The sequence below is a fragment of the Roseateles sp. P4_D2 genome (genome assembly GCF_056401875.1).
Genome location: NZ_JBFUIM010000013.1, coordinates 22,362 through 36,090 on the forward strand (window position 1 = coordinate 22,362; position 13,729 = coordinate 36,090).

At 69.2% G+C, this 13,729-nt stretch carries 12 protein-coding genes; 7 read left to right on the forward strand and 5 right to left on the reverse strand.

Annotated features, from left to right (window positions below; genetic code table 11):
* Positions 1 to 41: 41 nt before the first annotated feature.
* The 3 genes from AC1DW0_RS21660 (at position 42) to AC1DW0_RS21670 (ending at position 3,865) form a co-directional block, all read left to right on the forward strand.
* Complete coding sequence (locus AC1DW0_RS21660) at positions 42 to 2,093, forward strand: ATP-dependent helicase (protein WP_477947929.1); 2,052 nt, start codon at positions 42 to 44, stop codon at positions 2,091 to 2,093.
* A 266-nt stretch (positions 2,094 to 2,359) separates the two neighbouring features.
* Positions 2,360 to 2,725: a hypothetical protein gene (locus AC1DW0_RS21665; protein WP_477947931.1), complete on the forward strand. Its 366-nt coding sequence runs from the start codon at positions 2,360 to 2,362 to the stop codon at positions 2,723 to 2,725.
* Positions 2,726 to 3,175: 450 nt separating this feature from the next.
* Entirely contained in the window at positions 3,176 to 3,865 is a 690-nt protein-coding gene (locus tag AC1DW0_RS21670; RefSeq protein WP_477947933.1) for a hypothetical protein, read from the forward strand.
* A gap of 10 nt (positions 3,866 to 3,875) precedes the next feature.
* Here AC1DW0_RS21670 and AC1DW0_RS21675 read toward each other — a convergent pair whose 3' ends face one another.
* The 3 genes from AC1DW0_RS21675 to hemE form a co-directional block, all read right to left on the reverse strand.
* Positions 3,876 to 5,384 carry an alkaline phosphatase D family protein gene (locus tag AC1DW0_RS21675; protein ID WP_477947935.1) on the reverse strand — a complete coding sequence of 503 codons (1,509 nt, stop codon included), beginning with the start codon at positions 5,382 to 5,384 and terminating at the stop codon, positions 3,876 to 3,878.
* A gap of 18 nt (positions 5,385 to 5,402) precedes the next feature.
* Complete coding sequence (locus AC1DW0_RS21680) at positions 5,403 to 7,469, reverse strand: primosomal protein N' (protein ID WP_477947937.1); 2,067 nt, start codon at positions 7,467 to 7,469, stop codon at positions 5,403 to 5,405.
* 319 nt (positions 7,470 to 7,788) lie between these two features.
* Positions 7,789 to 8,868 carry a uroporphyrinogen decarboxylase gene (hemE, locus tag AC1DW0_RS21685; RefSeq protein ID WP_477947939.1) on the reverse strand — a complete coding sequence of 360 codons (1,080 nt, stop codon included), beginning with the start codon at positions 8,866 to 8,868 and terminating at the stop codon, positions 7,789 to 7,791.
* Positions 8,869 to 8,963: 95 nt separating this feature from the next.
* Here hemE and AC1DW0_RS21690 point away from each other — a divergent pair, with 95 nt between their 5' ends.
* From AC1DW0_RS21690 to AC1DW0_RS21700, 3 genes are read left to right on the forward strand one after another with little or no spacing between them, the layout of a single operon-like run.
* A complete protein-coding gene (locus AC1DW0_RS21690; RefSeq protein ID WP_477947941.1) occupies positions 8,964 to 9,581 on the forward strand; it encodes a LemA family protein in 618 nt (205 codons plus the stop codon).
* A gap of 7 nt (positions 9,582 to 9,588) precedes the next feature.
* Positions 9,589 to 10,497, forward strand: coding sequence for a TPM domain-containing protein (locus AC1DW0_RS21695; RefSeq protein ID WP_477947943.1), 909 nt, complete (start codon positions 9,589 to 9,591; stop codon positions 10,495 to 10,497).
* Positions 10,497 to 11,015, forward strand: a complete 519-nt coding sequence (locus tag AC1DW0_RS21700; RefSeq protein ID WP_457321163.1) for a TPM domain-containing protein — start codon at positions 10,497 to 10,499, stop codon at positions 11,013 to 11,015. The genes AC1DW0_RS21695 and AC1DW0_RS21700 overlap by 1 nt, the downstream gene beginning before the upstream one ends.
* Before the next feature lie 15 nt (positions 11,016 to 11,030).
* On the opposite strand, the gene AC1DW0_RS21705 is transcribed toward AC1DW0_RS21700, so the two are convergent.
* Positions 11,031 to 11,867 carry a D-hexose-6-phosphate mutarotase gene (locus tag AC1DW0_RS21705; protein ID WP_457350555.1) on the reverse strand — a complete coding sequence of 279 codons (837 nt, stop codon included), beginning with the start codon at positions 11,865 to 11,867 and terminating at the stop codon, positions 11,031 to 11,033.
* A 64-nt stretch (positions 11,868 to 11,931) separates the two neighbouring features.
* On the opposite strand from AC1DW0_RS21705, the gene AC1DW0_RS21710 reads away from it, so the two are divergent.
* Positions 11,932 to 12,669, forward strand: coding sequence for a class I SAM-dependent methyltransferase (locus AC1DW0_RS21710; protein WP_477947945.1), 738 nt, complete (start codon positions 11,932 to 11,934; stop codon positions 12,667 to 12,669).
* Between the two features lie 121 nt (positions 12,670 to 12,790).
* Here AC1DW0_RS21710 and AC1DW0_RS21715 read toward each other — a convergent pair whose 3' ends face one another.
* On the reverse strand, positions 12,791 to 13,696 hold the full coding sequence (locus tag AC1DW0_RS21715) for a polysaccharide deacetylase family protein (RefSeq protein WP_477947947.1): 906 nt from the start codon (positions 13,694 to 13,696) through the stop codon (positions 12,791 to 12,793).
* Between the last annotated feature and the right edge of the window lie 33 nt (positions 13,697 to 13,729).

Sequence of the window (13,729 nt, forward strand, 5' to 3'; positions counted from 1 at the left end):
GGCCCGTCGCTCGGCCCGCAAGCAGAGCCGCCACCAAAGACATGTCATCCCCGCCCGCCGCTGGCCTCAATCCGGCCCAGCTCGAAGCCGTCTACCACCTGAGCGGTCCCTGCCTCGTCATCGCTGGCGCGGGCTCGGGCAAGACGCGCGTCATCACGACCAAGATCGCGCAACTGCTGGTGTCCGGCTACCGGCCCAGCCAGATCGCCGCCATCACCTTCACGAACAAGGCTGCGCAGGAAATGCGCGAGCGGGCCAAGGCACTCGTCGGCAACAAGGCGGCCAAGGACCTGGCGATCTCGACCTTCCACTCACTGGGCGTGCGCCTGCTGCGCGAGGAGGGCTCGCGGGTCGGGCTGAAAGAGCAGTTCTCCATCCTCGACAGCGACGATGTGCTCAACGTGCTGAAGGACGCCGGCGGCACGACGGATGTGAACCAGGCGCGGCGCTGGCAGTGGACCATCTCGCTGTGGAAGAACCAGGGGCTGGACGCGGCCCAGGCAGCGCAGGTGGCCAAGGACGAGGATGAACGCTCGGCCGCCGCCGTCATGGTGCGCTACCAGGAGCGCTTGGCCGCCTACCAGGCGGTGGACTTCGACGACCTCATCACGCTGCCGCTGAAGCTGCTGACGACGCACGCCGAAGCGCGCGCGAAATGGCAGGACAAGCTCCGCTATGTGCTGGTGGACGAATACCAGGACACCAACGCCGTGCAGTACGAGCTGCTGAAGGCGCTGGTGGGCGAGCGCGGCATGTTCACGGCCGTGGGCGACGATGACCAGTCCATCTACGGCTGGCGCGGTGCGACCATCGAGAACCTGAAGCGCCTGCCGACCGACTACCCCAAGCTGAAGGTCATCCCGCTGGAGCAGAACTACCGCTCCACCGGCAGCATCCTGCGCGCGGCCAACAACGTCATCGCCGGCAACCCCAAGATCTTCGAGAAGAAGCTGTGGAGCGAGTTCGGCGACGGCGAGCCCATCGCGCTGCTGGAGGCTGACGGCGAGGAGCACGAGGCCGAGCGCGCCGTGGCGCGCATCCAGCAGCTGCGTGCCGATGGCAAGGGACCTCAATACCGCGACTTTGCGATCCTGTACCGCGCCAACCACCAGGCACGCATCTTCGAGCAGGCCCTGCGCCGCGCCCAGATCCCCTACAAGGTCTCGGGCGGCCAGAGCTTCTTCGACAAGGCCGAGATCAAGGACCTGTGTGCCTGGCTGCGCCTGCTGGTGAACCAGGACGACGACCCGGCCTTCCTGCGCGCCGTGACGACGCCCAAGCGCGGCATCGGCCACCAGACCTTGGGCGCCCTGGGCACCTTCTCGGCGCAGTGGAAGTGCAGCATGTTCGAGGCCCTCTTCTCCGAGAGCCTGGCCACTTCGCTGACCAAGCGCGCCCTGGACGGCCTGCACGAGTTCGGCCGCACTGTGAACGAGCTGCAATACAAGGCCAAACATACCGAAGGCCACACCGCGGCTCACGCCATGCTGACGGAGTGGCTCAAGGACATCGCCTACGAGGCCCATCTGCTCGACAACGAGGAGAACGAGAAGGTCGCCCAGGCGCGCTGGGGCAATGTGCTGGACTTCGTCGACTGGATCGCCAAGCGCTGCGGCGGCCAGCACAGCGAGGAAGGCGGCGTCAGCTTCACCGAGCCCAAGCAGAGCGTGCTGGACGTGGCCCAGACCATCAGCGTCATCCTGTCGCTGGCCGAGCGCGGCGACGACCAGGACCAGGTCACGCTGACCACGCTCCACGCCTCCAAGGGCCTGGAATGGCCCCACGTGGTGCTGGCTGGCGTCAACGAGGGCCTGTTGCCCTTCAAGCGCGAGGAAGCCGAGCTGACGGCCGAGGCGCTGCAGGAGGAGAGGCGGCTGATGTACGTCGGCATCACGCGGGCGCGCACGACGCTGGCCGTGTCGACGTTGCGCCGGCGCAAGAAAGGCCGCGACACCGTCGTGGGCATTCCCAGCCGCTTCCTGGCCGAGATGAAGCTGCACGAAGGCATCACCCGTGAAGATCCCCGGGAAAAGCTCAAGCGCATGCGCGAGGAACTGGCCGCCAAGGCAGCCGCCCGGGCGGCACCCCAATAGCCCCCGCCGTAGTGCCTTTCTGCGGGGCGAGCGCTGGGCCGCCCCGAGCCGGCCCGCGCTGGCGATGTGCTTGCGGCTCGATGCCGCAAGCATCGCCGTCCCCACGGGGGACCGGCCAAGGTACCCCTTGGACGAGGGGCTTCTCAATAGTCAAGACTGAAGCGCTCATTCGCGGGGGTACCCCCCGAGCGCGTGAAGTCTTCACAACCTCGCCACGGTAGGCTGCGAACAATGCGATCCAGCCCTTCTTTCCGGTGAGCCTGCACATGAAAGCCCTGGTCCTTGCTGCCGTCCTCGCTGCCCTGAGTTCCTCGACCCCGGCCGGCGCCACGCGTGAAGCGCGCCAACCCATCGTCGACACGACGACGGCCACCGTGATTGCCGATGCCGGCCGCCTCGGCTCGGCCAGCCTGACGTCGTTCAACGGCAACGCCCATTGGACGCCGGCCAACCGCCAGGCCGAAACCGAGTTCGACGCCCTGCCTGCCGAGGTCGACACGGGCTCGCTGCTGATCGTCCTGGGTGCTCTGGCCCTGGCAGTTGCGCGCCCCGTGAGCCGCGCCCTGCGTCGCCATGAGCAACAGCGCCGTGCCGCGGCACTGGCCAGCACCCTCGCGCACACGCCGCGGTAAAACTGCCCCTCGCCCAGCCACGCCCTACTGAACGCAGGCGTGCCTGATCGGTCTTGCAGACCGCGCTGCGGCAGTGCCGCAGCTCTTCGGCAGGCACATCGCGCCCACCGGGCGCAATGTGTCCGGCCGAAGCCCCCGAGGGGACGGCGATGCTTGCGGCATCGAGCCGCAAGCACATCGCCCAAGCGGGCCGGCTCGGTGAACTGGAGTCGGACACAAGCAGTCCCTGCGGACTGCTTGTGCCTACGCAAGGCCATGGGCCTCTGGCCCATGGCAGGCCCAGCGCTCGGCCCGAAATACCTCAGTCCCCAACAACCGTTTTCAGTGACTTGCTTCACATGCGGCACACCGGCCTGAGGGGGTTGAGCTCGCGGGTGTGAACTCTGCACCCGGCGCCCGGCAGGGCAGGCCGAAGAATCGCGGCCAATCACTCCAACCCCTGCCCCGCCCATGAAACGTGCCCTGTCCCTGCTTGCCCTGATCGCCTTCGGCAGTTCCGCACTGGCCGCCCCCGCGCCGGTGAACCTGCTCGTCAACGGCAGCTTCGAGAGCACGGCCGTGGCCAACGGCAACTGGGTCAACGTGGTCACCACGCCGGGCTGGACCTGGCTCGGCGGGCCCGGCAGCGGTTTCGAAGTCCGCAACAGCGTCGCCGGCACGGCCCAGGACGGCCGCAACTACCTCGAGCTCGACACCAACGGCAACACGCTGATCGGTCAATACCTCGACAACCTCAGCGCTGGCGCACGCTATGAACTGAGCTTCTGGTATGCACCGCGCGAGCTCCAGGCCGCGTCGACCAACGGCATGCAGGCGTTCTGGAACGGCGTGCAGCTCGGCGCCACCCTGAGCGGCCTCGGCGGCAGCGGCAATCAATGGACCGAGGTCAAGTTCAGCCTGACGGCACAGGCCGGCCGCAACCTGCTGAGCTTCGCATCCGTGGGCACCAGCGACGGCCTGGGCGGCAACCTCGACAACGTCAACCTGAACCGCATCCCCGAGCCCGGCAGCCTGGCGCTGACTTTCGCCGCGCTGGCGGGCTGCCTGCTGCTGCCGCGTACGCTGCGCCGCCAGGCCGAGGCGCGCCGCGCCACGGCGCTGGCCGCCGCGCTGACGGCCCCCACGCCGCGCCCGCGCTGAGCCGCTGCCGTCAGGCGGGCTGCACGCCGGCTCGGCCGTCTTGCACGGCGAAACGTGCCACCGTCCGGATGGCGCTGTCAGGCTGCAGGGCATCGTCCAGCGACCGAACCGCCGCCCGCAGCCCCGCCTTGTCGACCACGAAGGCCATGTAGCCACGCTGGTCGCTGCGGCCGTAGTGCAGGTGCGGGTTGTGCGGCAACACCTCGTCCAACCGCTGCTGCTTGCCACCCCAACTGGTGATGGAACTGCCGCAGAACTCGCTGGCGACGACGGGCGAGTCGGGGTCGTCGAAGTCGGCCTTCAGGTCTGCCACGACGTGCGAATGCACGTCGCCGCCCAGCACGACGACGTTGGGCACCTGGCGTTCGCGCACGGTCGCCAGCAGCCGGTTGCGGGCCGGCGCGTAGCCATCCCAGCCGTCGGTCCAGTAGGTGGGCTCAGTCGCGTTCCAGTTCATGCGCGCCATCAACGTCTGCTGTGCGACGAGATTCCAGCGGCCCGGCGTGGTGTCCCAGCCCTCGGCCAGCCAGCGTTCCTGGGCCGCGCCCAGCAGCGTGCGTTTCGGGTCCAGCAGCTCCGGGCACTCCCGCAGCGGCAGCGTGTTGCTGCCGTATCTGCCGGCCTTGGTGCACAGCTGCGGGTCGCGGTACTGGCGGTCGTCCAGCGCATGGATGACGGCCAGCCGCCCCCAGGTGTGGCGGCCATGCATGCGCATCTCCACACCGCGCGGGCGCCAGGCCTTGGGCAGGGGCTGGTGCTCCCAGCAGGCCTGGTAGGCGGCGACCCGGCGCGCCGGGAAGTCCTGCGCGATCTTCTCGCCGCGCAGCCCGGCGTAATCGTTCTCGACCTCGTGGTCGTCCCACACGTACAGCCAGGGCACGGCGGCATGCATGGCCTGCAGCGCGGGGTCGGACTTGTACTGCGCGTAGCGGCCGCGGTACTGGTCCAGCGTCACGGCAGCACCGCCTTCCACGGCCCGCACGCGGCCCGGTGCCGCGCCGTATTCATAGATGTAGTCGCCCAGGAACATGACCAGGTCCAGCTCCTCGGCCAGCATGTGGCGCCAGGCGGCGAAGAAGCCGTGGTCCCAGCGCTGGCAGCTGGCGATGGCAAAGCGCAGCGGCTCCAGCGCGTCCGCGGCCGGCGTGGTGCGCGTGCGGCCTGCCGTGCTGCGCTGGCCCAGCGCCTCGAAGCGATACCAGTACCAGCGGCCCGGCTTGAGCCCTGCGGGCTCGGCATGCACGCTGTGCGCCCAGGCGCCTTCAGCGATCTCGGTGCCCGAGGCGACGCGGCGCTGGAAGGCTTCGTCCTCCGCCACTTCCCAGCGCACCTCGACGCGCGCCGGCAGATCGGTGCCGGTCAGCCGCGTCCATAGCACCATGCCTTCAGCAGTCGGGTGACCGGAGGCAATGCCGAGCGCGAAGCGTGGTGCCACGTCCGCGCGCGCATGGCTTAGCCATCCAGGCGCAAGGCCGGCGGCGAGGGACAGTTGGAGCAGGTGGCGGCGATGGGTGTCCATCGCCGAATTCTGGCTTGGTTAGATCGCCAAAGGATCGACGTCCACGGCCCAGCGCAGCACGGCCTTGTGCTCGCGCTTGAGCGCGATCAGCTCGGGCACCCACCCGCGCAGAAAGGCCTGCAGCCGCGCTCGCTGCGTGGCCTCCACCAGCATCTGCATGCGCTCCACGTCCGCCACGCGGGCCACCGCGTGCGGCACCGGCGGGTAGACCAGCACGCCGTCGTCATGCATCAGCTCCGCGGCGGCCGTCAGGAAGGCCTTGGCCGCCTCCACCGTGCGCGCCTCAGCGCGCAGCAGCGCCAGGTGGGCAAACGGCGGCAGGCTGGCGGAGCGGCGCTCGGCCAGTTGGTCGCTGGCGAAGCGCACATAGTCGTGGCGTGCCAGCGCCTGGTAGAGGGCATGGTCGCGGTGCCAGGTCTGCACCCACATCTCGGCCGGCGTCTCGCCAGATGCATCACGACCCGCACGGCCGCCCGCCTGCATCAGCAACGCGAACAGGCGCTCCGGCGCGCGGAAGTCGCTGCTGAAGAGAGCCCCATCCGGGTTCACCGCGGCGACGAAGCGGATGCGCCGGAAGTCGTGGCCCTTGGTGACCATCTGCGTGCCGACGAGGATGTCGACGTCGCCGTCGTGCACGGCCTGCAGTTGGGTCTCCAGTTCGCCCTTGCGCCGCGTCGAGTCGGCATCGATGCGCAGCACGCGCGCGCCGGGCAAGGCCTCGCCGAGCTGCTCCTCCAGCTTCTCCGTACCGCGGCCGATGGGAGCGATGTCGTGGTTGCCGCAGTTGGGGCAGGCGCTCGGCACGCGCTCGGTGAAGCCGCAGTGGTGGCAGCGCAGCGTGCGGTCGCGCTTGTGGAAGACGCGCCAGGCGCTGCAGTGGGGGCAGTCGCTCTTCCACTGGCATTCGCCGCAATGCAGCACCGGTGCATAGCCGCGGCGGTTCAGGAAGACGAGGCTTTGCTCGCCGCGCTCCAGTCGTGCCTTCAGCTCGGCCAGCAGCGGCGCGGTCAGTGCGGTCGTCACGCCAGCGGTGGGCGGCAGGGCCTTCATGTCGAAGAGCCTGACGCGGGGCAGTGCGCCGCCGCCGATGCGGGCGGCCAGCGTCAGGCGCTCATAACGGCCACTTTCGGCGTGCTGCCAGCTCTCCAGCGACGGCGTGGCCGAGCCGAGCACGACGGGTACTTGAAGGTCATGCGCGCGCCAGACCGCCAGGTCACGCGCCGAATAGCGGGCACCGTCCTGCTGCTTGTAGGAAGGGTCGTGTTCCTCGTCGACGACGATCAGCCCCAGCGCCGGCATCGACGCGAATACCGCCAGCCGCGTGCCCAGCACCAGCCGCGCGCGGCCGAGGTGGGCGGCCAGCCAGTTCTGCAGGCGCTGGGCCGGCGTCAGCGCGCTGTGCAGCGACACGATGGCCAGGGGCTGAGGCAGCAGCGCCGCGAAGCGTTCGGTGAAGCGGGCCTCCAGTTGCGGCGTCAGGTTGATCTCAGGCACCAGCACCAGCACCTGGCGGCCCGCCGCCAGCGCGGCTTCGGCGGCGCGCAGATAGACCTCGGTCTTGCCGCTGCCGGTCACGCCGAACAGCAGCAGCGGCTTGCGCTCGCCGCCGTCGATCTGGGCCGTGATGCGGGTGACGGCCTCGGCCTGCTCCGGCGCCAGCTCGGGCCGGACCGGTTCCGGCACGGCGACCGCCTTGGCGACCTTGCGGTCCAGCTTGCGCAAACGCGCAGCCAACTGATCAGGCGAAAGTTCACGCAACTGCGGCGGCAGCACCGCGCTGGCCAGTTCGCCGACGCTGCGCTGGTAATAGCCGGCGGCGAAATCCAGCAGCCGGCACCAGTCGGCGCCCAGCGGCGTCAACGCGTCAAAAACGGCGGCCACCGGCCGCAGGGTGACGTCTGGCGCCATGGTTTCGTCGCCCGGCCAGACGATGCCCAGCAGTTCACGCTTGCCCAGCGGCACCCGCACCAAAGTGCCTGATGCGAGCGCCTGCTCACTCGCGTAGTCAAGCGGGCCATTCAAGCCGCTGTGCTGAGGGGCGTCGACCGCCACGCGCACCGTTGCAGGGCCTTCAGCTTCAGCCATGCGCAGCTCCGCGCTTCTTGTGAAGCAGTGGCTCAGCAAGTGGCTGCAAGTACATGATTCTTAAAGGCTCTTGGGTTGCCCACAATTTCTGTGGATAAGTTTGTGAGCAAATCGCCCCGTGCGGGCCGATAGAGCGCCAGAGCGGGACGAACCGCCCCAAATCCGTTCGTCGGCGCCATTTGAGTGCTGCCTTGAAAATCAAGCACTTAGCACGAATTCGGGAAAACTCTTAGGTGCGCCGCACCAACGACAGTCCGCCGCCCTCGCCTCCCGAATTTTGGGGATAAGTCATCGCGGAACTGCAGATTTGACGGCCCTGTCAGGCTGCAGTTCGCAGGCGGCGCGAATGCTGGTGAACCTCGTCCACCAAGGCTTCCACGCTCTCGGGCGGCGTGAACTGGCTGATGCCATGGCCGAGGTTGAACACATGCCCATGGCCGGCAGCGGGCTTGCCGAAACTGTCCAGCACGGCGCGGGCCTGAGCGCGTACGGTTTCGGGTGGCGCGAACAGCACATTGGGGTCGAGGTTGCCCTGCAGCGCAACCCGATCGCCCACGCGGGCACGGGCGGCGCCAAGGTTCATCGTCCAGTCCAGGCCGACGACGTCGGCGCCGGCGTCGGCAATCTCGTCCAGCCACAGGCCGCCGCCCTTGGTGAACAGCAGGCGAGGAATGCGCACGCCGTCGTGCTCGGTCTTCACCTGGCTCAGCACCTGGCGCGAATAGGCCAGGCTGAACTGCTGGAAGGCGCCGTCGGCCAGCACGCCGCCCCAGGAGTCGAACAGCATGACGGCCTGGGCGCCGGCTTCGATCTGGGCGTTCAGATAGGCGGCCACCGAGCGGGCGTTCACGTCCAGGATGCGGTGCATCAGGTCGGGGCGCGAATACATCAGGCTCTTGACGAGGCGGTAGTCGTCGGAGCCCCCGCCTTCCACCATGTAGCAGGCCAGGGTCCAGGGGCTTCCGGAGAAGCCGATCAGCGGCACGCGGCCGTTCAAGGCCTCGCGGATGGACGTGACGGCGTCGAAGACATAGCGCAGCTTGTCCATGTCGGGTACTTCCAGCGCTTCCACCGCGGCCTCGTCGCGCACCTGCCTTGCGAATTTCGGGCCCTCGCCCTGCTGGAAGGACAGGCCCAGGCCCATCGCGTCGGGCACCGTCAGGATGTCGCTGAACAGGATGGCGGCGTCCAGCGGGAAGCGCTCCAGCGGCTGCAGCGTCACCTCGGTGGCGTAGTCGGTGTTGGTCGCCAGGCCCATGAAGCTGCCGGCCTTCTCGCGCGTGGCGCGGTACTCGGGCAGGTAGCGGCCGGCCTGGCGCATCAGCCAGATGGGGGTGTGCTCGGTGGGCTGGCGCAGGCAGGCGCGCAGGAAGGTGTCGTTTTGCAGGGGGGCGAACATGGCCAAATTATCCCTGCTGGCCCCGGCACGATCCGGCGCGTCGCGGGAGCGTCGTTTGCCCTTGTCTGCCATCCTCCCAGCAGCGAGATGCGCCCATGATCCGAATCCTCGTCACCGTGGCCGCCGCCGCCAGCCTGTCGGGCTGCGGCTACAACCAGTTCCAGACGCTGGACGAGCAGGTCAGCGCCAGCTGGGCCGAGGTGCTGAGCCAGTACCAGCGCCGCGCCGACCTCATTCCTAACATCGTCAACACGGTCAAGGGTGAGGCCAATTTCGAGCAGGAGACGCTGACCCGCGTCGTCGAGGCGCGTGCCCGTGCGACCAGCGTGCAGGCCACGCCGGAGCTGGTCAACGACCCCGAGGCGTTGAAGAAGTTCCAGGCAGCCCAGGGTGAGCTGAGCAGCGCGCTGTCGCGGCTGCTGGTGGTCACCGAGAACTATCCCAACCTGAAAGCCAACCAGGGCTTCCAGGATCTGCGCGTGCAGCTCGAAGGCACCGAGAACCGCATCACCGTGGCGCGCAACCGCTACATCCAGACGGTGGCCAGCTACAACGTCCACACGCGCAGCTTCCCGAACAACCTGACGGCCATGCTGTTCGGCTACAAGGCCAAGCCCAACTTCACCGTGCAGAACGAGGCGGCCATCACGACGGCGCCGACGGTGGACTTCGGCACGACGGCCAGGCCGGCGGCACCGGCCGCGTCGAAGTAGCCACGCGATGCGCTGGCTGACTGCCTTGCTGCTGCTGTTGGCGGCGCCGTGGGTCCAGGCCCAGGGCGTGCAGCCTGTGCCGGGACTGAATGCCCGCGTCATCGACCAGACCACCACGCTCGACGCCGCGCAGCGCCAGGCACTCGAAGACCGGCTGGCCGCCTACGAGCGCGCGTCGGGGCCGCAGATCGTGGTGCTGATGGTGCCGACGACCGCGCCCGAGGACATCGCCGCCTATGCCCAGCGCGTCGCCGACCAGTGGAAGATCGGCCGCCGCGAAGTGGGTGATGGGCTGCTGATCGTCGTCGCCAAGAACGACCGCAAGATGCGCATCGAGGTGGCCAAGGCCCTCGAAGGCGCGGTGCCCGACCTGGCCGCGCGGCAGATCATCGACACGGCCATGAAACCGGCCTTCCGCAATGGCGACTACGCCGGCGGCCTGCAGGCGGCCATCGAGAAACTGCAGGCGCGCATCAACGGCGAAGGCCTGCCAGCCCCCGCTTCCGCGCCGCACGCCGGTGACAACGAGGGCTTTGGTTTCCAGGACCTCGGCATGCTCTTCTTTATCGGCGTGCCGGTCGTCGGCATGCTGCTGACCGGCCTGTTCGGCCGCAAGCTGGGCAGCCTGGCCACGGCAGGCGCCGCCGGCGCGGCGGGTTGGGCCTTTGGCGGCGGCCTCGTCGTGGCCGGCATAGCCGCGGTCGCGGCCCTGGTGCTCGTGGGCCTGTTCGGCATCGGCGCCGCTCGACGAAGTTCCGGCCTTGCCGGACTCAGCGGCCGCCGCGGCGGCATGCTGATCCCGCCCATCATCTTCGGCGGGGGTGGCGGCGGGGGTGGTGGCTTGGGTGGGGGCGGCGGCTTCTCTTCCGGCGGGGGCGGCAACTTCGGCGGCGGTGGCGCCTCGGGAGACTGGTGATGGCGCGCCTGTCACTCCAGCGCTTCATCCGCCATCGCCTCTGGGACGAGGACGATGCCCGCCGCGTGCTGCCACCCGAGGCGCTGGTGCGGCTTCAGCAGCGCGTGGCCGACAGCGAGCAGCGCCACAGCGGCGAGATCCGCGTCTGCGTCGAAGCCAGCCTGCCACTGAGCTACCTCTGGCGCGACGCGCCGGCGCGCGAACGGGCCGTCACGATGTTCGCCAAGCTGGGCGTGTGGGACACGGAGCACAACAACGGCGTGCTGATCTACCTGCTGCTGGCCGAGCACCGCATCGAGATCGTCGCCGACCGCGCGCTGGCGCGCCGCGTGGGCGCCGGTCACTGGCAGCAGCTGGTCCAGGCCATGAGCGAGGCCTTCCGCGCCGGCCGCTTCGAGCCGGGCCTGGTCGACGCCATCGCGGCCGTGGACGCGCTGCTGGTGGCGCACTTCCCGCGTGACGCGAGCGCCGCCACGCCGCGCCTGAACGAACTGCCGGACGAGCCGCTGCTGGGCTGAGCGGCCCGCGCCTGGCTACAGCAAGGCCAGGCTCTGCCGGCCGACCCAGGTATCGCCGGCTTGCAGCTCGATGGGGCGACCGATGCATGCCGCCTCCACGCACAGCATCTCCGACCAGCCTTCGGGCGGCATGTCGGCCAGCTTGGCGCAGCGCTCGGGGCCGGGGTTCCAGACCACGGCATCCTCAAAGCCCTGCTGGCGGACGGCCACCTGGCGGCGGTCCTCGGTCACCAGCAGCGGACGGTCCTTGACACCGAAATAGATGCGGTCCAGGTCCAGCACGCCCTTTTCGCCGGTCAGCAGCAGATCCATGCGCTGCAACGCCTCGGCCTGCTTGATGCTGTCGAAATAGCGCAGGCCGGCCAGCCCTTCGACGCTGACCGCGTCCAGGTCGGCCACGCGCAAATAGGTATGCAGCGCCGCTGTGAACTGCAGCGGTGCGTCGCCGAGGTTCTCACAGGCGAGTTCGATGTCGAGGCTGCGGCCGCCCACGCGCACACTCAACTCCAGCTCGAAGGCATGCGGCCAGATCGCACGCGTCGCGTCGCTGTCGCGCAGGCGCATGACGGCTAGCGCATCGTCCTTGCCCTGCTGCTGCTGAACCAGCTCCCACGGCAGCGTGCGCGCAAAGCCATGCTTGGGCAGCGGCCCGCGCTCGGCAAACTGCGGGAAACACACCGGCACGCCGCCGCGGATGGCCTTGCCTGGCGTGAATTCGCTGCGCGGCGACAGATAGAGCTGCTCACCGGCACCGGGTGGGCGCCACGACAGCAGGTGGCCGCCGTGCAAGCTGAACTGGGCGCTCGCGCCATCGGGGCTTTGCAGGGTGAAACTGGACGGTTCGGAGCTCATGGCAGGCGGGCGCGAAGGGGCAAAGCCCTATCATCGCCGACTTGTTTTTTCGGGGCCGCCGCCCATGAACACAGCCAGCGCCCGCCCCTCCCAGAAACTGGCCTTCGTGCCCGAGACCCGCTTCGGCCTGTGGTTCCTGTCCACCGCGACCTGGCGCGTGCACGTGCTGGGCCGTGCGCTGAGCGACCTGCAGCGCATGGCGCCGGACGCGCCGCGCGGCGGCGTCATGCTAGACATCGGCACCGGCCAGGGCCACTCCCTGCCGGAGATGGCGGCACGCTTTGCGCCGGCCCAGATCCATGCACTCGACCCCGAGCCGGACTTCGAGGCCCGCTGCGCCGCGATGGTGAAAGCCTGCCCCGTGCCGGTCACCCTGCACCCGGCGCATGCCGAGCGCATCCCGCTGCCGGACGCGTCGGTGGACATCGTGCTGTGCCACCAGACCCTGCACCACATCGTCGACCAGGCCGCAGCCCTGGCCGAGGCGTTTCGCGTGCTTAAGCCCGGCGGCCTGCTGCTGCTGGCCGAGAGCACGCGCGCCTACATCCACAGCTGGATCATCCGGCTGCTGTTCCGCCACCCCATGCATGTGCAGCGCACGGCGGACGAGTTCATCGCCCTGGTGCGCGAGGCCGGCTTCCAGGTGGACGCGGACCGCATCAGCACGCCCTATCTGTGGTGGAGCCGCAGCGACCTGGGTGCGCGCGAATGGCTGGGCTTGGGCCAGCCGAAAAATCGCGAGGAAACGCTGCTGAACGCCGTGGCAAGAAAGCCAGCCCCTCGCCCAGCCTTGCACGGCTGAACGCCGACAAGTCCGGTCGGTCCCCCGAGGGGACGGCGATGCTTGCCGGCTCGACCGGCAAGCACATCGCCCTAGGCGGGCCGGCTTGGGAGCGGCCCGGCGCTCGGCCCGCAATGCGCAATCAGTCCAGCGGAGGCTCGGGCAGGATCCAGGCCAGCAGCGAAGTCCAGAAGCCCGGGATGCGGATCTGCACGCTCGGGTCGGTCAGCGCCCGCGCCCGCACAGCGGCTTCCAAGGATTCGGCCGAGTCGTAGAACGGCGAATCGGCCAACACCAGCCCGGCCTTGTTGGCGCCATCGACGAGGATCTGCAGATACTCGTCGACATGGCTGCCGGTGAAGGGGTTGGCATCGTGGAAGGTCACGACCACCGGCCGCACGCCGTCCACCAGCGGCAGCTCGGTGATCCGCCGGCGCAGCTCGCGCATCTGGTGCTCGAAATGCGAGCGCCGGCGCAGGCTGGCATTGGGCCAGGGGATCTTGCCGTCGTTGGCGGACAGGTCCGTCATCACGACGCTGAGTCCATGGCGCTGATAGGCCGCGAAGGTGCGCGCGTCGTAGGCCCAATGCGGCGGGCGCACCAGCACCGGGGGGCGGCCAGCCAATTCCATATGCGCCGCCAAGCCCTGGCTGAGGCTGCCTTCGAGCAGCTCATCACTCAACTTGGTGTGGCTGGTGTGGCCGGGCGTCGCGGTGTGAAAACCCAGCACATGGCCCTCCGCCAGCGTGCGGCGCATCAGCGCCTGGCCGCGCGGTGTCGCACCGCCGTTCACGGCGCCCGTCTGCACGAAGAACAGCGCCTTGATGCCCGGCTGGATGGCATTGCGCGCGAGGCTGTCGAGGATCTGGACCGTCGGGTTGTCGGTCTCCCGCGCGCTCGGGCCGTCGTCGAAAGTCAGCAACAGGCGGATGGGCACCGGGGCGCTCACCGACACATGCTCGGCCAGCGGCGACGGGTCGGCCGCGGCATGGGTCGCGACGACCAACGCCAGGCTTGCAAATGCCGCTGCGAAGCGCCATCGCGCCATCCTGCCTCCGTACTGCTTTCGTGGGGCCAGCAG